Annotated in this window: 22 protein-coding genes; 1 reads left to right on the forward strand and 21 read right to left on the reverse strand. The window is 35.4% G+C overall.

Features of this window, described 5'->3' with window-relative positions; genetic code table 11:
* Positions 1–22 precede the first annotated feature (22 nt).
* The 13 genes from srlA to J5J03_RS12835 all read right to left on the reverse strand — a co-directional run bounded on the left by srlA (position 23) and on the right by J5J03_RS12835 (position 11059).
* A complete protein-coding gene (gene srlA / locus J5J03_RS12775; RefSeq protein ID WP_208590029.1) occupies positions 23–553 on the reverse strand; it encodes a PTS glucitol/sorbitol transporter subunit IIC in 531 nt (176 codons plus the stop codon).
* 3 nt (positions 554–556) lie between these two features.
* Positions 557–946 carry a transcriptional regulator GutM gene (locus J5J03_RS12780; RefSeq protein ID WP_208590030.1) on the reverse strand — a complete coding sequence of 130 codons (390 nt, stop codon included), beginning with the start codon at positions 944–946 and terminating at the stop codon, positions 557–559.
* A gap of 33 nt (positions 947–979) precedes the next feature.
* The gene (locus tag J5J03_RS12785; RefSeq protein WP_208590031.1) at positions 980–1924 is read right to left on the reverse strand and encodes a sugar-binding transcriptional regulator; all 945 of its coding nucleotides are present in this window, start codon (positions 1922–1924) and stop codon (positions 980–982) included.
* A gap of 44 nt (positions 1925–1968) precedes the next feature.
* Entirely contained in the window at positions 1969–3228 is a 1260-nt protein-coding gene (locus tag J5J03_RS12790) for an NAD(P)H-dependent oxidoreductase (protein ID WP_208590033.1), read from the reverse strand.
* A 255-nt stretch (positions 3229–3483) separates the two neighbouring features.
* On the reverse strand, positions 3484–3759 hold the full coding sequence (locus tag J5J03_RS12795) for a PTS sugar transporter subunit IIB (protein ID WP_208590034.1): 276 nt from the start codon (positions 3757–3759) through the stop codon (positions 3484–3486).
* A 20-nt stretch (positions 3760–3779) separates the two neighbouring features.
* A complete protein-coding gene (locus J5J03_RS12800) occupies positions 3780–4529 on the reverse strand; it encodes an SDR family NAD(P)-dependent oxidoreductase (RefSeq protein WP_208590036.1) in 750 nt (249 codons plus the stop codon).
* A gap of 19 nt (positions 4530–4548) precedes the next feature.
* Positions 4549–5187 carry an SDR family oxidoreductase gene (locus J5J03_RS12805; RefSeq protein WP_208590038.1) on the reverse strand — a complete coding sequence of 213 codons (639 nt, stop codon included), beginning with the start codon at positions 5185–5187 and terminating at the stop codon, positions 4549–4551.
* Positions 5188–5196: 9 nt separating this feature from the next.
* Positions 5197–6228, reverse strand: coding sequence for an alcohol dehydrogenase catalytic domain-containing protein (locus J5J03_RS12810; RefSeq protein WP_208590040.1), 1032 nt, complete (start codon positions 6226–6228; stop codon positions 5197–5199).
* Positions 6225–6680 carry a hypothetical protein gene (locus J5J03_RS12815; protein WP_208590042.1) on the reverse strand — a complete coding sequence of 152 codons (456 nt, stop codon included), beginning with the start codon at positions 6678–6680 and terminating at the stop codon, positions 6225–6227. Before J5J03_RS12815 ends, J5J03_RS12810 begins: the two co-directional genes overlap by 4 nt.
* A gap of 91 nt (positions 6681–6771) precedes the next feature.
* Positions 6772–7053, reverse strand: a complete 282-nt coding sequence (locus J5J03_RS12820; RefSeq protein WP_208590044.1) for a PTS sugar transporter subunit IIB — start codon at positions 7051–7053, stop codon at positions 6772–6774.
* 20 nt (positions 7054–7073) lie between these two features.
* Positions 7074–8450 (reverse strand): PTS galactitol transporter subunit IIC, encoded by a 1377-nt coding sequence (locus J5J03_RS12825; protein ID WP_208590046.1) that lies wholly within the window; start codon positions 8448–8450, stop codon positions 7074–7076.
* Positions 8451–8488: 38 nt separating this feature from the next.
* The gene (locus J5J03_RS12830; RefSeq protein ID WP_208590048.1) at positions 8489–8968 is read right to left on the reverse strand and encodes a PTS sugar transporter subunit IIA; all 480 of its coding nucleotides are present in this window, start codon (positions 8966–8968) and stop codon (positions 8489–8491) included.
* A 30-nt stretch (positions 8969–8998) separates the two neighbouring features.
* The gene (locus tag J5J03_RS12835) at positions 8999–11059 is read right to left on the reverse strand and encodes a BglG family transcription antiterminator (protein ID WP_208590050.1); all 2061 of its coding nucleotides are present in this window, start codon (positions 11057–11059) and stop codon (positions 8999–9001) included.
* Between the two features lie 259 nt (positions 11060–11318).
* Here J5J03_RS12835 and ppsA point away from each other — a divergent pair, with 259 nt between their 5' ends.
* On the forward strand, positions 11319–13661 hold the full coding sequence (gene ppsA, locus J5J03_RS12840) for a phosphoenolpyruvate synthase (protein ID WP_208590052.1): 2343 nt from the start codon (positions 11319–11321) through the stop codon (positions 13659–13661).
* Positions 13662–13867: 206 nt separating this feature from the next.
* Here ppsA and J5J03_RS12845 read toward each other — a convergent pair whose 3' ends face one another.
* From J5J03_RS12845 to J5J03_RS12880, 8 genes are all read right to left on the reverse strand, one after another.
* Complete coding sequence (locus J5J03_RS12845) at positions 13868–14161, reverse strand: sensor histidine kinase (RefSeq protein ID WP_231710735.1); 294 nt, start codon at positions 14159–14161, stop codon at positions 13868–13870.
* A 112-nt stretch (positions 14162–14273) separates the two neighbouring features.
* A complete protein-coding gene (locus tag J5J03_RS12850; protein ID WP_208590053.1) occupies positions 14274–14474 on the reverse strand; it encodes a hypothetical protein in 201 nt (66 codons plus the stop codon).
* Positions 14475–15230: 756 nt separating this feature from the next.
* On the reverse strand, positions 15231–16091 hold the full coding sequence (locus J5J03_RS12855) for an ROK family protein (protein ID WP_208590054.1): 861 nt from the start codon (positions 16089–16091) through the stop codon (positions 15231–15233).
* A gap of 34 nt (positions 16092–16125) precedes the next feature.
* The gene (locus tag J5J03_RS12860; RefSeq protein WP_208590055.1) at positions 16126–17835 is read right to left on the reverse strand and encodes a hypothetical protein; all 1710 of its coding nucleotides are present in this window, start codon (positions 17833–17835) and stop codon (positions 16126–16128) included.
* Between the two features lie 31 nt (positions 17836–17866).
* A complete protein-coding gene (locus tag J5J03_RS12865; protein ID WP_208590056.1) occupies positions 17867–18700 on the reverse strand; it encodes a carbohydrate ABC transporter permease in 834 nt (277 codons plus the stop codon).
* Positions 18693–19562: a carbohydrate ABC transporter permease gene (locus J5J03_RS12870; RefSeq protein ID WP_208590057.1), complete on the reverse strand. Its 870-nt coding sequence runs from the start codon at positions 19560–19562 to the stop codon at positions 18693–18695. The genes J5J03_RS12865 and J5J03_RS12870 overlap by 8 nt, the downstream gene beginning before the upstream one ends.
* A gap of 82 nt (positions 19563–19644) precedes the next feature.
* Entirely contained in the window at positions 19645–20925 is a 1281-nt protein-coding gene (locus J5J03_RS12875) for an ABC transporter substrate-binding protein (protein ID WP_331460489.1), read from the reverse strand.
* Between the two features lie 251 nt (positions 20926–21176).
* Positions 21177–21358: hypothetical protein (locus J5J03_RS12880; protein WP_208590059.1), on the reverse strand; the 182-nt coding region annotated here is incomplete at its 5' end.

Genomic DNA, 21358 nt, shown 5'->3' on the forward strand with positions numbered 1-21358 from the left:
TCCTATTTGTCAAAATGGTTCACTATTGCGCGCTTGCTTCACGACGTTTAATCATGCGCATGGTAATATATTCTGTTACAAGACCTCTAATTAAAATCACAATAATACCGACAAGGAAAAAACGAAATGCTAGTGGTCCTAATGATAACCCAAGTTCTGTAATCCCTGCTGAAACTCCCATATAAACGAATAATTCTGCCGGGTTTGCATGTGGAAATAATCCTGTAATCGGGTGTACAAATGATACCGCTGAGTCATAAAAAGCTGGCTTTTGTTCTTCGGGTAAAAACTTTCCAAAAGTGTATGCCATAGGGTTAGTTAGAAAGAATACAGCTAAAATTGGGAAAATGGTATAACGAAGCAATTTAAACTTTGTTGTTTTTTCAGCTAAACGATAAATTCTATCTTCTCCCACCAACCGTATGACAGCGTTTACAAATGTTATAAGTACAATTAAGGTTGGTACGATTCCAGTGAATAAACCCATAAACGTTTCTCCACCTTCATTAAACATACCAATAAAGTCTTCTGCTAAGTTTACTAAAAAGTCCATATGTTACGCCTCCTTATTATTCGCCAATTTCTTTTCCATTTGTGTTTGAATATTTTCCACCGCCGCTTTTACTGAAAGTGCTGCATCCTTATATTCCTCATGGTTTAGTTCTTGAATATACTTTCCTTTCACCTCATCAAAATCCTTGAACTTAGCAAATACCGTAACACCACTCATCATTTTACCATCGATAATCTTACCATTCTCATCTGAAACTAATATAACAACACTACCAATACCTATTTTACGTTTCACAGACCCTGTTCCTAAATAACCTGTACTTCTGTTACTCATTTGTTTGACTGTTTTATGATAATGTTTTACTTGTCCCCACGACAGATATAATTGTAAAATCCAAATACCAACAAAGATCGCAATTAAAATCCCCCACATATCATCTCCCTCCTTTTAAAATAATTTTTCATCTTAGGTTTGATTAGATATGTCGACTAACCTAGAAGCTGTTTCTTCATCTGTAATTAAAACATCTACTAATTTTCCTTTTAATGCAGATTGAATCGACAGCACTTTCTCTTTTCCACCTGCAACACCTATAACGGTTGGAATTTGCTTTAATTTATCCAGTTCTAATGAAATAACTCTTTTATTCCAATCATTCTCAGACGCCTGTCCATCCTCATTAATAAAGTTATAACAAATGTCACCAATTGCATCCCCATAATCAAAATCTTCTTTATCAATATAAGTTTTAACCATTGTTGAATGCACTGGAGAAGCTCCGATACCAACTATCGCAATATCTGCATTACTACCCATTTGAAAGGTTTGCCGAATAGTAGATTGATTCGTAATAATTTTTTTTGCTTCATGGGAATCTACCATTACAGGCGCATGTAATAAATGATATTTCGCATGCAAGTTTGTGGCAAATTGCGCTACGATATGGTTTGAATGAATATCCATTCGTTCATTCCCCACACCTCCAACAAGTGGAACAAAGCGAACATTTGGAAAGTGACGATTCGAATGTGTGGCTTTGACCACTTCATATAATGTAGTGCCTGATGACACTCCAATCGTTTCTTTTCCTTTGATTAACCTTAATAAATACTTACTTGTTGCTAATCCTAATTTTTGTTTTTGACCTTCTCCTTCAACAGATGGAATGATGATCACTTCACGTAAACCATACATTTTTTCTAAGGTTGATTCTATCTCCATGAAAGGGTGACTTTCTTGATCATTTATTTTTATTTCAACAATACCGAGTTCTCTTGCTTTGGAAAGATATTTAGAAATAAGCGATCTGCTAACACCAAATACTTTGGCGATTTCTGATTGGGTTGCATCTTCTTCATAATAAAGATTTGCAATCTTAGCTAACAAACGACGGTCATCAAGTTGTGCCATTTTCATCACCCTATACCATTAAATAAATTGTCTTTGTTTATTAATTAGTTCGTTGGAAATAAATGATCTTGTAAGGAACGTAATTTCCAAACTGTTGTTGATGGGTCTAGCTCAACGTCATCTTCCGTTAAAAATTGACCTTGTTTAATATCCTTCTTCGCCACAACATTTCCACTAATTAACCCAATTGGAATGTGACCATTTTGCTTCATTTCTTGATGTGTCTCCAGTACTCCTCTTACACAGTACCCACCTATTCCATCCAATCTTTCTCCTGCTTTGATTTCTTTCTTTGTTACTGCTACTGTCTCTGATATCGGAGCACCTAACGGATGAATTGATGTGTCATGATTGATCACTGCATTTGCAATCGAAATAGGGGTTTCCAAACTCCCTAAATGATATGGACGATAAAGTGTATAGTGATCACCATGACTTTGGTCTACTTTCAATAAATAGCGAAGTTCTTCATCAACAGGTTCTAGCTCACTTTTTACGATGACAAACACACCTGGCGCCAAACCATTTACATATTCTACTACACCTAGGTTATCTAAAATACCACCTTTTTCCTTCACATTTAATTGTCCGGCAACGTTATCTAGGTTGGCATCTACACCGTGCATCCCTACTTTGTCTGGCGTTAATCCAATCGCATTACTTAATAAATTCATTTCTGCCATTGTTTTGGTACCATCTTGGAATGCCGCTAACATATGTGCACTCATGTGCTTTTGTTTTGCTTCTGCGGCACAGGTATCTGGATTTGCTGTCGGAATTAATGGATTGTTTTTCCCTTTACCTGCTACTACAACTTCTAGACCCATTGCTTTCGCAAAATCATATAATTCTACAATTGCTGCTGGCTCATCCCCTGCAGAACCTGTGTATACTAAACCAGCTGAATGAAATAACGAATGCATCGCAGACCCAATTGTAATATCGACTTCTACATTTAAGAGTACTAAGTGTTTCTTTGATCGGAGCGCCTCAAGTGCAATGTTTGCACCTACTTCTGGTACACCTGTCGCATCAACCACAACATCTACATGGTCTGATTGAATAACTTCTGTGTAATCGGCCGAAACAATTGTTTGAATACTTCGTTTTTCTTGAGACTGATAAAAATCTCTTGCTCGCTCTGCATTTTCTTTATTCACATCACATATCCCACCTACCCCCATACCTGGTATGCGGGTAATTTGTGAAATCAAACCAAATCCCATTTGACCAGCACCAATAACGGCTACTTTAATAAAATTGTTCTCTTTTTCTCTTACCAGTAGTTGTCGATAAACAGACATGTTTATTCCTCCTTCAAATGGTATGCGAATAATTGAATATGAAAAAATATATCTTTTTCATAAGTTGTAACAAATGTTACGACTTGTATCATCTGTTAAATGATTAATGTTATTATACAAATAAAGTTCATTCATGTCAACGCTTTCATTTTAGAAAATTTAAAATATTTCGACATTGTTCATCATATGAAGAACAACACAAGGCATTGCATCCACAAAAAAGTTGCCCCATATATTCATACAGGGCAACTTTTTTCATTTTAATTTATTTATCACTTCGTTGACCGTCGATTCTATGCCTATTCCGGTAATAAACGGCACACCATCAACTGTCGGAATATCTGTATCCAACTTATTCTCACCTACTAAAACGATTACATCAGGCTTGTTTTCATTAACCTTTGTTTCATATATATTTTCTGATACAATCTCAGCTTGTACATTTTGTACTTCTAAACCTTCCCGAAGTAAATCAGCTACTTTATTCATTTTATTTTGAGATGTCCCTGTTGCGACAAGAATTTTGTCCATGCTATGACCTTCTTTCTATATTAGGTTAAATAGGTTCTACCGCCATCAGCAATTAATGTCTGCGCTTGGATATAATTCGCTGAAGATGATTCTAAAAAATTAATAATGTTTGTCGTATCTTCTAATGTACCAATTTTTTTAATAGGTATTTTATTTTTCAAGTCTTCTAACTGTTTTTCTGTTGGGTATAATTTATAAAGCATCTCTGTTTCAATAACACGAGGAGCAACGAGGTTAATCCTGATACCTCTCTCACTAAATTCATCTGCTATAGCACGCATCATACCAAATGCTCCTCCTTTTGAAGCGGAATAATGTGCTCCTCCACCAGATCCAGTAATAGCAGATCCCGAACCTACAATTACTATATTTCCTCCACTCCGTTTTACCATTTCAGGTATAAAGGTTTTTAAACTATAAAAGAGACCTGTTAAATTGACATTAAACGTAAAAGACCATTCCTCAAATGTTATTTCTCTGATATTTTTTTGAGAAGTTACACCAGCTGAATAGATGAGCGTATCAATTTTGTTAAATTGATCCATTACATTGATTTTAATGTTTTGTGTCTCTTGCCAAGACGTAACATCATGTTTCATAAATGTTGCAAAGGTATTTGTTTGATTTAACTCACTTTCCAATCTTTGTCCCATCTTCTCGTTAATATCAGTAAAGATAACCTTGTCACCTTTCTGTACCCTATTTCTTACAACAGCTTCACCAATTCCAGAAGCACCACCAATTACCAATATTACAGATTGATTTTCCACTTCCACTCACACCTTATTTTTATGTTAGTGTTTCACCATTATCAAATATAAGAACTTGCCCATTTAATAATAAATGTTTCAATTTGCTGATTTGATAAATAAATTTACTTAGATCTGTTATATGTTGCGGATTTCGAATCACTTCATCTGAAACACTAATGACATTGGATCTCATATCAACTTCTCTTGACAAACTTTTACTTAGAGATTCTAAAGCACTCTTATGACTAGCGTAACTAACATCTCCACCTTCACCACTAATAGCTATCGTCGAAGATAAATGAATAAATTGCCCTCCTTGGACTATTTGATCCAAAACAGATTGGATTAATAAAAACGGGAGATGTAAATTTCGGGTCATAGATTGATGCCATTGCTCAGGATCAGTATCTTCTAACCCTACATTCCTTCTTAATTCCAAATTATTTATGATGACATCAAAAAATAGACCTTCTGTTACAATAACGTCCAAGTTATTATCAAATATATTAATCTCACCTAAAACTTGATGATCGTTTGTAGAGTATTTATGCAAGAATCCATTCTCTGACTTATGTTCATTCCATTCAATACAATAAACGTTTATGTTATCCTCACAATAATGTTTAATTAAATATTCTGTTACGTAATGCGAATGATCAAAGATTAAAATATTCATTCTAATACCTCACTTAGTTGGTGTTATCATGATTTTAAATGCCTTACTTGCGGGATCATGCGCAAGCTCAATAGCATCATTTACTTGTGATAACGGAAATCGGTGTGTAACCATTTTTTCAACTGAAATAATCTCCTTCTTCAGCATTTCTATAGCAGCAGTATAGTTATAAGGATTAGAAGAGTAAGCTCCTACAATCGAAATTTCATCTTCAAAGAAGCGGTATGCAGATATAGGAGTAGTTTGTTTTGGAAAAGGCGCAAAAACTAATATCGTCCCACCTCTAGCTACGCATTGGATAGCCTGCTCCAATAACGAGGGGACGCCAGCCGAAATAATGACTATATCTGCTCCCCTTGATTTCGTTATTTGATAGATAGCATCCACAACATTTTGTTCATCAGCTTTAATCGTATCACTAGCACCTAATGCTTGTGCTTTATTTAGTCGATACGGATTCACATCACTAACTATCACTTTATTAGCAAGATAATGATTAGCAAGTTGGGTTTGAATCCCCCCAATTTGTCCAGCTCCCATAATAAAAACATTATCACCAGGATGTATCTTTATTTGGTCAAAGCCGTGTAAACAACATGCAAGTGGCTCCACCATCGCTCCCTGCTCATAAGTTAAAGCATCTGGCAATTGCCCCATTGTATGTTTCACATGTAATGCGGGTACACGAATAAGTTCTGAAAAACCACCTGGATCTACATTTGTTTGCTTAAATTGCGGACAAAGGGAGTAATGGCCTCTTTGACAATTAACACAAGTAAAACAAGGTACATGATGAGCTACAAATACTCTATCACCAACCGAATAATCAGTAACACCTTCACCTACTTCAATAATTTTTCCCGCTATTTCATGACCTAAAGTTATTGGTGGATCAACTGTTTTATCAACAGCTTTATGAATATCTGTGCCACATAACCCACAAGCTTTCATTTGGATTAATACTTCTCCCTCTGCAATTGTCATCTCCTCTACCACTTCTAATTCAAAATGATGTTTATCATAATACACACTTTTCATCATTTTTGTTCACCTCTTGACAATGCATAACCATGTTCACTAAAACTACATTTTTTTAATTCTTTCCATAAATCATCAAACTCATTTATATCACTTGAAATCCAATAGCGACCTCCGATGATACGTTTTGTTCCTAAACGAAGGTAGACTTTTCCTACTTTCTCATAGACTCTTATCTGACAAAAAGTTAGATTACTCCAATAAAAAGTATGGGTAACAAACAAGGCCTTTAATACAATCTTTTCCTTATCTAATTTCACTTGGCTAGGAGAATGAATACCAACTAAACTAAAAAATAACAAAAGGAGAGATCCATATACTAGTAACTTATTAAAAGAAGTATTTTCACCCATAATCAAGGAATGAATCCCCCACATTACAATACCGAGCATAAAAACGACTGGCACCAGTATGTTCAGAAAATAATATAATGGTCTATAACGATAACTTTTCACAATAAATGCCTCCCTTCGCTTGCAATAGATGAAGTAGTGCACCATCAATCACCTGTCAACTTTAACTAGCTGACAGGTGGTACAACATATTTTAATCAAGCTCTAGCACATCCATAATTTTTTGAATATCTTCATCTATCCCTACACCAGACAAGAAAGAAACAGTTTGAATGACAGGTGTATCCCCCACACCACTTACTGGTGTTGTAGCAACGATAAGATCAAAATTAGCTACTTTTGATGAAGCTTCCGAAGCTTTACATTGATCAACGAATACTTCATGTCCTTTACTTCCCAATACTTCTTCAATTTTTTTTGCTACTACTGTAGAAGTGGCTATGGCAGTTCCACAAGCTACTAATATACGCTTCATTTTTAATTCCACCTTTTCTTTTATTTTAATGTTTCTTTATCAATCCCTAATTCTTCAGCATATTGTTTCTTAATATCATTTCTCACCCAATACCATAACAATGCATAAATTACACCAAAGATAATGGCAGTTATGAATAATGGATTAGACGGATCTAGCAAGTTATACAAGATAAATACTAGAATATGTGATCCAACATCTATCCCAGAAATTAAACTGGAACCTTCTGGCATATCAAAACCTACCGTTTGCCCCATTTGTGTTGTCAGTTCCGCAATATTTGTTGATATGAATAGTACAATCATGATGGTTACGATAGCGTTAATTAACCCTCTAATAATATTGCCTCGTGAAGCTGCAACAGCCCATATAACCGTAAACGGTAACACAGCCAAGTCTGCAAACGGTAACATTTCATTCCAAGGTAATATCACCGCTAATACTAAAGTAATGGGTACCATTAATAGTGCAACAGCCATGTTTGCTGGGTTACCGATAACAACAGCAGCATCAAGCCCAATATACACTTCTTTACCTGGAAATTTTTTGGTAACAAATTCGCGAGTACCTTCAGAGATAGGAATGAGACCTTCCATTAGTAGAGCTACCATTCTCGGAAGTAATATTAAAACAGCAGACATCTGTACACCTAATGTCAAAATTCCCTGAATATCATATTGTCCTAGAATACCAATTAAAATACCTAACACTAACCCCATAACTAACGGTTCGCCAAATACACCAAACTTTTTTCTTAACGTTTCAGGATCTGCATGTAAGTTGTTTAAACCAGGAATCTTATCTTGCACTCGATTTAAAGCATACGTAATAGGTGCAAAATTAACGGTTTCAGAGTGAGCCAATGATACACCTTTTAATCCAAAATGATGCTCAACTGCCGGTGCTGTCCAATCAGCTAATTTCAATGTTATACCAGTAATAACTAGCCCCATAGCTATCGATAAAAACACATTATCTGTTGCAAGATATACAATTGATGTGGAAAATATCAAATGCCAAAAGTTCCAAATGTCAACGTTAATTGTTTTAGTCCAATTTAAGGCAACTAAAATTAAATTAAATACAATGATAACAGGAATCATTATTGGAGCTAATGATGTTCCGAAAGAAATAGCTGCACCAACTGGCCAACCAACATCCAAAATGGATAGGTTAAGGTTAAACCTCTCTACCATCGCTTCTGTAGCTGGACTCAACGAACTCGTTAATAATCCAATAACTAAATTAATCCCAACAAAGCCTACACCAATTGTTACACCTGCTCGAAATGACTTGTTAAAGCCTTGTTTGAGCAACAATCCAAAAATTAGCATAATAATTGGAAGCATTACTTCTGGGCCCAGGTTCAGAACAAAATCTACTACTCTTTCAAACATGTAATCACCCTTTATATAATATTTGTTTTACACCCCATTCAATTACTCACATTCAACTCGTCATTGTATTGATGGATAATCGCAAGGATTTCTTTTTTATCTTTCGTTATTTGTATTTTTTTAATTAATTCATTATCTTGGATTAGCCCTGTGATAACCTGCAGAACCCCTAACTGCTTATCAGGTTTTTGTATAGCTAACATAAACACAACACTTACCATCACCTCAACATTCTCCATACCCATATGTTTAAAGGGAACTGGTTCTTCAAGAACTCCTATACCTATCGCCTCTTTGTTCACATGATCATGGTCAGTATGTGGAATTGCTACGCCTGTAATCTCTGTTTGCAGTCCTGTAGGGTATATTTCTTCCCGTTCCTTAATTGCCTCTAAATAAGTTTCTTTCACATAACCATGCTTTTGCATCCCTTCTGTCATCTTCTTAAATAAACCCTCTTGTGTCTTTGCATGAAGCAAAAATATAATATCTTCGTGAAAAAATTTTTTGAAATTCATATAGATTAACTCCACCCTTTCAATAAACTATTACGATTCTTCTTTTGTATAATGCTTGATTTTATTTTGTAGATTAGAATATGAGTTAGATTTTATGATCGCATTGATTTGATCAGGATTTTGAGCAATAGCTGTTAATTGTAAAAGCGCTTTCAAATGTTGTTCGCGATCAACCGCAGATAATAAAACGACAACAAACGCTTTTTTATCAGTGGTGAAAAATACCCCCTCTTCCACCACAAGTACACTCATCCCAACTTTATTCGCACCATTCTTAGGATCTGTATGGGGTATAACTGTCTTTTCCCCGATAAATAAATATTCACTTTCAAAATTGTAGTTGGTAATAATCGCATCAATATAACGAGGTTCAATTATTTTATCTTTTATCAATGGTCTGCTAGCTAATTGTAATGCCAATTTCCAATCTTCTATGGACTTTACGAATTGCACTCGATCCTCCGTAATGAAATCTGTTAAATCCATTTTTTCTTTGTTCCATTCTACATTTGGTTTTGCTTGATTATCGATCAAAAATCTATTTAATTCTTCTCTTAATTTATTTTCATCAGTTATTTGAGTATTGTTTTTGATAATATGGATCATTTTATCCATATCATATTGCTGTATGGTATAGCCATGTAAATCTGATAAAACGACATTTTTTAATTTTTGTAATTCAGTTTTAGAAGGAAATTTATTAAGGACATACTGCTGCTTTTCTGTAACTAATGGCGTATTGGTAAATACGATTTGAAACTCATCGTCGCATTGATTAAATTCTCGTATCGACATAGAACCTAAAAAAATAAAATCAGGAAACAATTTTTCAAGAGAATACATCAACATTCTTGAAATCGAAATACCATGAGGACAGACAACGATGGCCTTTGTCTTCTTTGTTATGGTATCCCCTTGTTTAGACAGCCATCCCCCAATCATGATACTAAAGTAAATAATCTCATTTTCCGGAACTTGCTGATCAAATAGTTTCACGAAAGGGGTAATGGATTGCTTTACAATATAATGTAACTCTTTAAATTCCATACTGATGGAGGTATCAATCTTATTTAACTCCGTTAGTTGGTATTTAATCCGATAATAAGCAGGAATGGCATGTAATAATAATTTGCTAATCAGTTGTTCCTTATCCCGAAAAACGACGCATGCTTTGCGTTCAAATTGATTTAAGAACATCTCCATAGCTTCTCTTATTTGTGGTTGGACATCTTCATTGATATATTTTGAAGAATGTAGATTAGTTGATAATAGATGTAGAGCAATATATAACCTCTCATCCTTGGAAATATCACCAACCTCTGACAAAAGCTTTTCTGTAGCTAGATATTCTTTCGTATCGGCTATTTCCTCGTACCTCAATCGGAAATGCTCGATAAAGTAACCTAATTGAATTCTTCGCAAAATAAAGAGGAAAATATAAGGCATTACTTCGATTCTTTCATCAGTAAATTTCAAATGCAATCGATTTTCTAAGTTAAATATTTCTTCCTGAAATTTCTTTATCGCCTTTTCATCGATTTGACCATATTTTCTTAATATTTCTTTACCATTATCCATTTCTAAAATATCTCTTATAACAGTGATTAATGTCTTTCGAATTGAATATTCATCGCCATCAATGCTATACCCCCTTTTTCTTGAATAAACCATTTTTAAGCGTTGGGATTGCAAGAGACTTCTAATCTGTTTCATATCATTCAAAATAGTATTTTTGCTTACTTTTAGCGAAATGGAAAAATGCACTAAAGATAATTCATTAGTCGATGTTAAAACGATCAATAAAATAATCAACATTCTTTGATCTTCAGTGAAAACTTCCTTCTCTAAGTCACTCGATTTCTTCTCGATTTGTGTATTTACAAAAAGCTCGTTAGGAATCATAAAAACACCATGCCGATTTCTTTTTATAGAAGAAAGCCCTTTCATTTCTAAGTACCCATTAATCTTTTGTAATGAATACGTCAGTTGTCTCTTGCTTATTCCCTGTTCCTCAACTAGTTCGTTACTCGTAATAAAAGGATTACTCAACAACGTTTTCAAAACAAAACTACTTCGATTATCTAGTTGCATAGTAACTCTCCTTTGCTTATTAATAATGTATCATAACTTTTGTTCGTATGGAATACAAATTAATCCCAAGTTTTTGTATTATATTTGTACAACATTGTGATTATGAATAATCAAAAATGATTTTATGATAATGGCGATAATAGGACTACAATTCATATTTATGTTGCATTATTTCAAAAATGTGTTGACTTATATAGTTGGATGCTTTATATTCTTTACAAACGTTCTGTTTAAGAACATATGAAATAGGAGGGGTCTAATGCACGCAATTAATTTTGTTAAATGGTTTGAGGACATTACGAAATCAGATATTGCAGTTGTTGGTGGAAAAGGAGCTAATCTCGGGGAACTAACCGCAAATGAGGTACAAGTACCACCTGGATTTTGTGTTACTGCAAGTACTTATTCTTATTTCATGGAAACAAATAATTTAAACGAGCGCTTAAAACAAATTATCCATGCAACAGATATGGAAAATACAACACAATTACAGGAAAACAGCCAGAAAATAAGAGACCTTATCTCACAAACGGAAATAAATGAAGAAATCAGTAAAGCAATCGTCGATGCCTATCAACAATTAGGGGAACGTGTTTCCGTTCAACGACCTTATGTTGCTATAAGAAGTTCTGCAACTGCTGAAGATTTACCAGAAGCCTCATTCGCAGGTCAACAAGATACGTATCTCGAAATTAGTGGAAAAGAAAGCGTTTTAGACAAAATTAAGCAATGCTGGGCATCACTTTGGACTGCTCGTGCTATTTACTATCGTGAAGTCAATCATTTTGACCATTTTGATGTGTCCTTATCAGCCGTCGTCCAAAAAATGGTGAACAGCGAGAAATCTGGTGTACTCTTTACCACTAATCCAATCAACTCAAACCACGATGAAATCATGATCAATGCGAGTTGGGGCCTGGGCGAGGCTGTTGTTTCAGGTCTTGTGACACCAGATGAATATATTGTTGATAAACAAACTGCAACTGTTAAAGAATCCACGATTGCAAATAAAAACTGGATAGTAACAAAAAGAGAGAATGGGATAGGAACAATGGAAGCTTCTATAAAGGACGTGCTTGGTGAAGAATATGTTACTAACACTTGTCTTACTGTTGAAGAATTACAAGAGCTATCAAAGCAAGCTATCCTGATTGAACTTCTCTATCATGCACCGCAAGACATTGAATGGGCGCTTGATGCGGATACAAAAGAATTATATATTCTTCAATCTCGCCCCATTACAACTTTAAAGGAGGGAACACAACATATGGAAGTGAATTCAACGTCCAAACGTCATGCTTTAGTTCATGGTCTAGCAGCTGCACCTGGTGTAGAGATTGGTAACGTTAAAATTATTAAAAACATTGATGAGATGCACTTAATTGAAGAAGGTGATGTACTAGTTACTGTGATGACAAACCCAGACATGATGCTCGCATTGAAGAAAGCTTCTGCAGTTATTACGGATGAAGGTGGACGGACTTGCCATGCAGCGATTGTGTCTCGTGAGCTTGCCATCCCATGTATTGTAGGTTCTGGAAATGCAACCAAGCAATTGGAAACAGGTATGGAAGTTACAGTAGACGCAACAAGTGGTGTAGTTTATGAAGGTGCTATTTCATCCATGATAGAGAAAAAAGAAGACTCGGATCAAACGGTTGCAACTGCAGAATTTTTGCAACAATTAGCACCCATCACAGGCACGAAAATTTATATGAATTTAGGTGATCCAGACAGTATTAACCGCTTTAAACATTTAGCATTCGATGGTATTGGATTGATGAGGTCAGAATTTATCTTTTCCAATATGATCGGTACACACCCCATTCACCTTATTCAAACAGGTCAAGAAGAAGTCTTTATTGAACAATTGGCAAATGGCATTTCCCAAGTAGCACAACAACTGTATCCAAAACCTATGATCGTACGCTTAAGTGATTTCCGCTCAAATGAGTTTAGGGGATTAGAAGGTGGCGAGGAAGTAGAACCAGTGGAAGCAAATCCAATGATTGGTTGGAGAGGGGTTTCGCGTTATATATCCCCAGAATATGAAGAAGGATTTCGTTTGGAATGTCGCGCAATGAAACGAGTACGAGATGAATACGGATTGACAAATGTCTGGGCTATGCTCCCATTTGTTCGTACAACCTGGGAACTTGAGAAAGTGAAGATGATTATGAAAAGTGAAGGGTTAGAACAAAATAACCAATTTAAACTATATATTATGGCAGAAGTACCATCTGTAGTACTCGCGGTGGAGGAATTTGCACCATTAGTTGACGGATTTAGCATCGGTAGCAATGATCTTACACAACTGGTCATGGGATCTGATCGAGATTCTGGTGTTTTAAATAGTATGGGCTATTTTGATGAGAGGAGTACTCCTGTTAAGAACGCCATTAAAACGTTGATAGATGGTGCACATAAATATGGCAAGCCTGTTTCCATTTGTGGACAAGGACCATCTCTATATCCTGAGTTCACTGAGTTTTTAATCGAGGCTGGAATTGATAGTATAAGTGTTAACCCAGATACCGTTACCTATACTAGAAGATTAGTAGCTTCTGTAGAACAGCGTCTACTTTTAAAAAAACTACAATAATATAGATGATTAACTTATAATTAAATGATTGACACCTGCACTGGCACTGATCAAAGCTTGTATATTGTTTTATCGGCAAGTCTAGCAGGTGTCACAATCAATTGGTCAGGATAAATTTATTTATAACAAAATGTTCAGCCATCTCTACATACCGCTATCTGTAGAAGCAACAGAAATGGCGTTAGGACAGGCATTCCGACATCCTTCTATACGTTAACAGGCACAGTAAATGTAATAGTAGTTCCAACTCCAGGTGTACTAATAACACGCAGGCCCTTCCCATACGCTCGCATTAAGCGTTGCTCGGTATTTACTAGTCCGATGCCTCTTTTTCGGTCGGGTTGAATCTTGAAGATTTGATTCATCTTCTCATCGTCCATACCGACTCCGTCATCAATCACAGAAATTTCTACAAAACCACCTTTCTTAAGAATTTGTATTGTTATTAAGCCTCCCTTGGATCGCTTTAATACACCGTGATTTACAGCATTTTCAACCAATGTTTGAATCGATAATGGGATACAGCGATATATCCAAAGAACAGAAGTATATAAAGTGAACTTTATAATTGCGCTTCAATAAATTGGATAATCCCTTTTTCTACCTCGCCTCTTATATCACGATAATTATGAATTTCATGTAACCTGAGTAAAGCTTCGTTTGTACTTGATGTCCAGTTTCTGCTAACCAATTTGACGCGGCATATACCCCTTCACCATAGAGACCAACAGGATCTTGATCACCAGCAATATTATAGATTTGCGCACCTATTGGGATTTTTTTCGCCCATTTTTTTCCTACGATCTGTTGCATCAAAGTAATACAAGGAACGAATATTTGGAGGAGAAGTAAAATTATTAAATGGATCCTCTGCATGATCTTTCACTACATCAGCATCTCCGCTAATCCAATCATTTGGAGTAGCTGGATTTTCTATGCGCTCCGGCATCCATACTAATAATGATTCAAGATAACTAGCTTCAACCTTTTTACCATCTCCTTGATCGATACGTGTTCTTAATTCATTATAAATCTTATCAGCTTCAGGGAAATTACCGGATGTTCCACAAAAAAATAAGCCCTGAGATACCTATCTATATTCCTAAAAAGGAAAAATAGCAGATCAGATATCCATACAAATCCCTAGAAGTCTCGTTTTTGGATTTAACTACACTTTTCCAATTAGACGCTTTAACTTCTTATTTTGAATATCTATTATTTATATTAATGGAAGAACTAGAAATGAATAATCGGAGGCTTATATGGCAGTTAATATTGTTTTAGGGATCGTTAATTTTATGGCTTTTATTTTCATGCTTATTTGTGAAGAATTAACTCCATGATAAAAGGACTAACCTTATGGGCTATTTCAGCTTCTCTTTCTTTTATGAGCTTCTTTCGAGTTGGAAGCTCCAACAGATTAAACCATAAATATTAATCTCGGCTTCACTGGAATTGATCTTTGCTTGACGGGAATTAAGTTAATTCTCGTCAAGTCGGCAATATTTCCCGTTTACAGGGAGTTGATTCCCGTGAAGATGACCAATTCCGCTTAATAAGTTTCGAAAACTAATTCATTTCATCTAATTGTTTCATAGCAAAATAAGCAGCGCCTATTGCTCCTGCTTTATTTTTCAATTGTGCCAGTTGTATCTTTGTTTGGGATGCTGATTTTTCGTTGACGTTTTTGTTGATGTTGCTTATGAATGTTTCCATAGATTCTGAGACTCCGCCACTTATAATAACATATTCTGGATTTAATAAATTCACCATATTTACAATTTGCACTGTCAATAAATCGATAAATTGATTAATAACAGTAAAACCGGGTTCTTTTCTCTCAAAATAGTGCTGAAACACTTCATAAGGATCACCGTACTCACCCAAAGCTGTACCAGATAACTGGTTTTCCAGAGCACCGAAACCATCTATATTCCGACTATCAGACAATGACGAAATATTAAATCCGATCTCACCGGCGAAGCCTTTTGCACCTGTTACAAGATGACCATTTAAGATAATCCCACACCCTAAACCTGTTCCAATCGCGATAAACAGAATATGATCACTTTTCTTATTAAGAGCAGTACTTTCTCCTAAAGCCGCAAAATTCACATCATTGTCCACCCAAATAGGGAAATTGAATGCCCTCGATAAAATTTCTTTTAAAGGTACACTTGTCCATTTCAAGGAATACGCATCCAAGACCACACCGTTTTCACGATCTACAATACTTGGTACACCGACTCCCATTCCAGCAATTTCATGTAAAGAGACAGGAGGATGATCAATAAAAGTACGTATCCATCTGATCAGGTCCTCTATTTCAGGGTATGTATTTACTTTTTCTTCAAAATCGATCTTGCCATACGGATCCAACATGATTCCATATATTTTTGTACCACCTATATTCAAACCAATTGTATACATAATAAATCGACCTACTCATTTTTTATTCTATTACTTAAAGATTTTCAATCACAAATGTTTGATCTACCGGTGAAAGAAGATTTACTTTGACCACTTTAATTTGACTATTACATTCAATTTTAGCTAAATGTGCCTGCCAATGTTCGTGGGCTCCGCAACCTATTTGCATTTTGTCCTTACCTTGTGAAATCTCAAGAATACCGTCTTTCCAAAAATAATGTTGCTCATCGATACTTTCGATTTCATCACCATTCAAATTTGCATCAGCACTAAAAATAAATTCTACTTGATAAAAAACATCTTTTAATTGATCGGTACAAAGTTGTAATTCCCACTTATTATCATACTGTTTTACATTCACTTCCACATGATGTTTTTGATTATGAGTAACGTTCCTATATTGATGAGGCAATAAATACCATACACTTGTTCCTCCGTGATCAGGTACATGTGTACTTGGTAATGGTCCAGTATATCCTTTTTCTAACTCTTGCTTTAAGAAGTAAAAGTTATCTCTTTTTTCGAGAGAGTTAAACTCAATAACACCTGGTGAAAAACTGGAGGAAATTTTCACACCCAATAGTTTGGCATCGCCGTTATGTAAAGAAAAGAAAGAAGCATTCTTACCCATAACGGTGGCACTCACCTCATGATTGCGATATCTGACAATAGGTGCACCAAAAGATGTATGCATACTGCTGTGTTCAATTTTAGAGTGGTGTCCGACGTTCTCCATCTTTTCCAAATTGAGCTGTAATGGATATTTTTCATTAATGAATTTTTCATATGTGGTTGGTAATGGTTGCGGTTTTATATTGCTATGTTGAATTTCCGGGTACAATAAATAACCGAGCATCACATGGTTGTTAACTGGTCCAAGATTTTGCATGCTTTCCAGTGAAAAATCAGCCATCGCCATATATAAGCCATTATCATCTTTAACCGCCATTAATCGAAAAATTAAATGGTAAGGCGATAAATCATATGTATTCGCTAAATCTTGTCGTCCAGAATAATCCGTTACAATCTCCCCATTTGGATGAACAAGATATAGCATCATATCTAAGTTTTTCCGGACACACTCCAAAATATATGGTTTGTCCAATAGATTCGCAGTATGATATAAACAAATATTACTGACCGTGTTATAGATTCCGTTACTTCTTTCTGTCCACTCGCCATCTTCTGTAATATCAATACCTTCCCGTAACCATAATTCCGCTCTTTGTCTCAAAGCATCTTCTTTAAAAATGGTATATAGATGTGCTAATGCAGATGTTAATACCCATCTATGATTTGGCGTATGACAACCACCTGTTAACATAGCCGGAATCGTTCGTTTTAAAAACAACTCCACTTTGTCTAACATCGCTTTTTCTTGTTTCAATTTAAGAAGCTTATAAACTTGACTTAAACCTGTTACTAAAAACGCAGTATCAGGCGGTGAATGATAGTTCGTCCATCCAGGTGATATTGTTCCATCTTCATGCTGTTGGTCAAGCATATAATCTAAAGCGCAATGAATTTTATCTTCGAGTTCCCCATTTTCAAAATACTTTGAGCGACTGTCCAGATACGAACAGATCCAAGTCGCAATCACACTCCCCGTTCCAGTATGAGTAGGACTTGGTATGCCTGTTTTTTGATCAATCACACCGCCAAAATACCTGCTCTTTTTATCGAAAATTTGCTGATTCCAGAAGTAGTTAGTTGTTTTATCATTTAAATGTATAATTTGTTCCAACTTATTTCCGCCTCCTTTTTTTTTGACTATATTATCCTTTGATTCCGGAAGTAGCGCCTGTATCCATTATATATCTTTGAAAAACGATAAAGATAATAATCATCGGTACTAAGGAAATAATCGAAGATGATAAAAGTAATACCCAATCAATATTATCTGCTCCTACGATACTACGCAAAGCAATTTGTACTGTATATTTATTAGGATCGCTTAAAACAATCAACGGCCAAATATAGTCATTCCATCTCCATTGAAAAGAGAAAATAGCCAATGTAATAGCTACTGGTTTCGCAATCGGAAGCATTAACTGAAAGAAAATTTTTCCTTCGTTCGCACCATCAATTCGAGCAGATTCTAATATATCATTCGGAACAGTCATGAAATATTGTCTAAACATAAAGATACCAGTAGCTGTACTAATCGAAGGTATGACTAATCCTGCTAAACTGTCATAAAGGTTTAGTTCAAGAATTACAGAAAAAGTTGGATTCATAATAACTTCTGTCGGTAACATCGTTGTTGCTAACATACAAATCAGAAAAACATTGAGCCATTTGTAATTATATTTCGCTAAGGCAAAACCACAAGAAGCACTCGCTAGTACTGTCAAAACAGTTGTCACTACTGCAACGATTAACGTATTGACGAAATACTTAATAAATTCCATCGTTTGCCATGAATAAGCATACCCTTCCAATGTTGGGTTCTCAGGAAAGATCTTTAATGGATAAGAAAACAACTCATTTCCTGGTTTAAATGAACTTAATAAAAGCCATATAATCGGAAACAAATACATTAGAGCTACTATAAATAATGCAGTGGTTAACATCGTCGTGGCAAATTTATCATTTAATTTACTATTCATTTACCTTACCACCCTTCGCAAAACGGAACTGTAACAAAGAGAAAACTAATAGTATTACAAATAAAACCATGGAAGCCGCACTAGCATAGCCTACTCTCATTTGGTCAAAGCCTGTTTCATAAATATATTGCACGATAAAAGTCGTGTCAGTTCCTGGTCCACCATTAGTTAGTGATTGAACCATAGGAAACTCTTTCATTAAATTGAAAACCGCCAATAATATTACTAAAAATGATGTAGAACGAATAGATGGTAATGTCACATGCCAAAATTTTTGCCAACCTGATCCACCATCTACATCTGCTGCTTCATATAGTGACCTTGGAATACTAATAATAGCACCGATAAATATAAGCATATTAAAAGCAGTTCCCGCCCAGGCGGTAGCAAAAAGTACAACGACAAACGCAAAATTACCATCTGATGACCACGGGATTGGATTGCCACCAATTACTTGTATAACAAAATTTACAAATCCAAAGCTTTCTCCAAACATCCATCTCCACAACACACCAACAACAATTGGTGAAACTAACCATGGGAAAAAGAATATGATTTTCGCAATATTTTTTCCTCTTGTATGGTTACTAGTTAACATCACTGACACAAATAAAGAAGTAATGTACACAAGCGGTACACCTATCAATGTGTATAAAAATGTTCTAGACATCGCTTTGTAGAAGCTCGGATCCTGAAAAAGGTTCATATAATTCTCTAGACCAATAAATGTAGCAACATTTCCGTTGTATTCTGTTAATGAGTAATAAACACCCAATAATGCAGGCCAAGCGAAAAATAACAAAAACAATACTAAGTTTGCTGCTACAAAAATAAATGCCCATTTTTTATTTGTATCTTTCATTTAGACATCCCCCTCCTACAGGTAGGAAATTTTATATTTTTTGAATAGCGACCATTTGAAATGGTCGCTATTCCTTTAAAAATTATTCTACATATGCTTCAGTCATCTGTGATTTTACATTTTCTACAGCTTGTTCGACATCTTGTTCACCATTTAGTGCATTAATCATTTCTTCAGCTAAGACACTACCTAGAGCTCTTTGTGAAACTAATTGCTTTCTGACTAATTCGTTTCTTTGTTGACTTGCAATATCGTCCGTGTTCGCGATTTCGTTCTGATAAATTTCGTAAGCTTCTGGTGCATGTTCATATTCTACTTCCGCATCTGTTGTTACAGGTAAATATCCACCATGTGTTGCAAGCTCTTCATAATTTTCTTTTTGGTATAACCAATCGATAAATTCTTTAGCTTGCTCCTCTTGACCAGATCCTTCAAAACCAACTATATAATTTCCTCCAAGGTTGGTTGCACGAACTTCTTCATAAGGCATATAAACAGATTCCCATTCAAAATCAGAAATATTGTTTGCAAAATCTGTAATCTGCCATGAGCCTGACATATATGCTGCTACTCTGCCACTCTTGAACATGGAAGAAGCATCTTCTCCTGCTGTCCAAACTGCTGTTGGCATGATCGTGTTGTCATTTAATTCAACAAAATTTTGCAATGCTTCTGTCGTTTCTTCATTTGTAGTATACTCGTCACCTTCTTGATAAAAACCTTTACTGCCATGCTGATATAAGAAAGCGTTTAATCTGTGTTCCGAATTATCCATTACCATGCCATATTGTGCATCTGTACTTTCAGTAACTGTTTTAACCGCATCAACAAACTCTTCCCATGTCCAAATATCATCTTCACTAGTTGGATATTCAACACCAGCTTCTTCGAAAAGGTCTTTATTAATAAACATACCGACAGCCGTTAAATCTAGTGGCGGTGCTACTAATTCATCTTCAACAGTGATACCCATTTCAGCTCGTACATTATTCGATTCCGCAACATCTGAAAGATCCATTAATTTACCTTGCCATGCAGGATTAAAACCTGTAACACGAGCTAGAGCCGGTGGTTCTTCTGCTCTCATCATATTTGTGATTTTTGTAACCATATCATCATAAGGAACATCTACAACTTCTATTTCAGTTCCTGTTTCCTCTGTATATTTTTCTGCCATTGTAGTTAATGCAGCTCCTTCTACTTTGTCACCTGAAACATAAAATTGCATTTTTTCCCCTGAAGAATCAGAACCTGAATTATTACCTTCTTCAGAACCGCCATCTCCGGAACCGCTTTCATTTCCTGAGCAAGCTACTAAAATGGCAAATAAGATTGCGATAAGTACAAATAAAAGCTTTTTCACAATTAACCTCTCCTTTTTTAATATGTTTTGTAAGGGTTATCATTTTTCTAGAAATAAAAAGTTTTATCCCTCCAATCATCAATCCAAAAACAAATGATGGTTAAGCGCTTTCTTTTACTATAATATCAACTACCATGATGTATTTCAAGTGTTTTTTCAACATTTTATATAAAAAATACCCTTTTTAAAAGATTCAGCCTTAATTAATGATTGGTTTTTACCAGTTATTAGTCGGATTAAGATTAAGCGCTTTATTTTTTTGCTTTTTTCCCAATAAGAAAAACCGGGAAAACCCACCCGATCCTGTTCAAAGTAGTTATTTTGACATGATTAATAGCCGTAACAACCGCTTCGGCTTGCCCACTTCGCTTTCCAGGGGGCGTGTCTTCAGCTAACTTTGCAAAGAAGATCGCTTTGCAAAGTGGATCTTCAG

It is taken from the genome of Gracilibacillus suaedae, assembly GCF_017599345.1.
Classification (GTDB): Bacteria; Bacillota; Bacilli; order Bacillales; family Amphibacillaceae; genus Gracilibacillus; species Gracilibacillus suaedae.

Excerpts from the sequence above, each read along its gene's own strand:
- srlA (WP_208590029.1), bottom strand. The coding sequence starts at position 553 with ATGGACTTTTTAGTAAACTTAGCAGAAGACTTTATTGGTATGTTTAAT.
- J5J03_RS12780 (WP_208590030.1), bottom strand. The coding sequence starts at position 946 with ATGTGGGGGATTTTAATTGCGATCTTTGTTGGTATTTGGATTTTACAA.
- J5J03_RS12785 (WP_208590031.1), bottom strand. The coding sequence starts at position 1,924 with ATGGCACAACTTGATGACCGTCGTTTGTTAGCTAAGATTGCAAATCTT.
- J5J03_RS12790 (WP_208590033.1), bottom strand. The coding sequence starts at position 3,228 with ATGTCTGTTTATCGACAACTACTGGTAAGAGAAAAAGAGAACAATTTT.
- J5J03_RS12795 (WP_208590034.1), bottom strand. The coding sequence starts at position 3,759 with ATGGACAAAATTCTTGTCGCAACAGGGACATCTCAAAATAAAATGAAT.
- J5J03_RS12805 (WP_208590038.1), bottom strand. The coding sequence starts at position 5,187 with ATGAATATTTTAATCTTTGATCATTCGCATTACGTAACAGAATATTTA.
- J5J03_RS12810 (WP_208590040.1), bottom strand. The coding sequence starts at position 6,228 with ATGATGAAAAGTGTGTATTATGATAAACATCATTTTGAATTAGAAGTG.
- J5J03_RS12820 (WP_208590044.1), bottom strand. The coding sequence starts at position 7,053 with ATGAAGCGTATATTAGTAGCTTGTGGAACTGCCATAGCCACTTCTACA.
- J5J03_RS12825 (WP_208590046.1), bottom strand. The coding sequence starts at position 8,450 with ATGTTTGAAAGAGTAGTAGATTTTGTTCTGAACCTGGGCCCAGAAGTA.
- J5J03_RS12830 (WP_208590048.1), bottom strand. The coding sequence starts at position 8,968 with ATGAATTTCAAAAAATTTTTTCACGAAGATATTATATTTTTGCTTCAT.
- J5J03_RS12835 (WP_208590050.1), bottom strand. The coding sequence starts at position 11,059 with ATGCAACTAGATAATCGAAGTAGTTTTGTTTTGAAAACGTTGTTGAGT.
- ppsA (WP_208590052.1), top strand. The coding sequence starts at position 11,319 with ATGCACGCAATTAATTTTGTTAAATGGTTTGAGGACATTACGAAATCA.
- J5J03_RS12850 (WP_208590053.1), bottom strand. The coding sequence starts at position 14,474 with ATGCAACAGATCGTAGGAAAAAAATGGGCGAAAAAAATCCCAATAGGT.
- J5J03_RS12855 (WP_208590054.1), bottom strand. The coding sequence starts at position 16,091 with ATGTATACAATTGGTTTGAATATAGGTGGTACAAAAATATATGGAATC.
- J5J03_RS12865 (WP_208590056.1), bottom strand. The coding sequence starts at position 18,700 with ATGAATAGTAAATTAAATGATAAATTTGCCACGACGATGTTAACCACT.
- J5J03_RS12870 (WP_208590057.1), bottom strand. The coding sequence starts at position 19,562 with ATGAAAGATACAAATAAAAAATGGGCATTTATTTTTGTAGCAGCAAAC.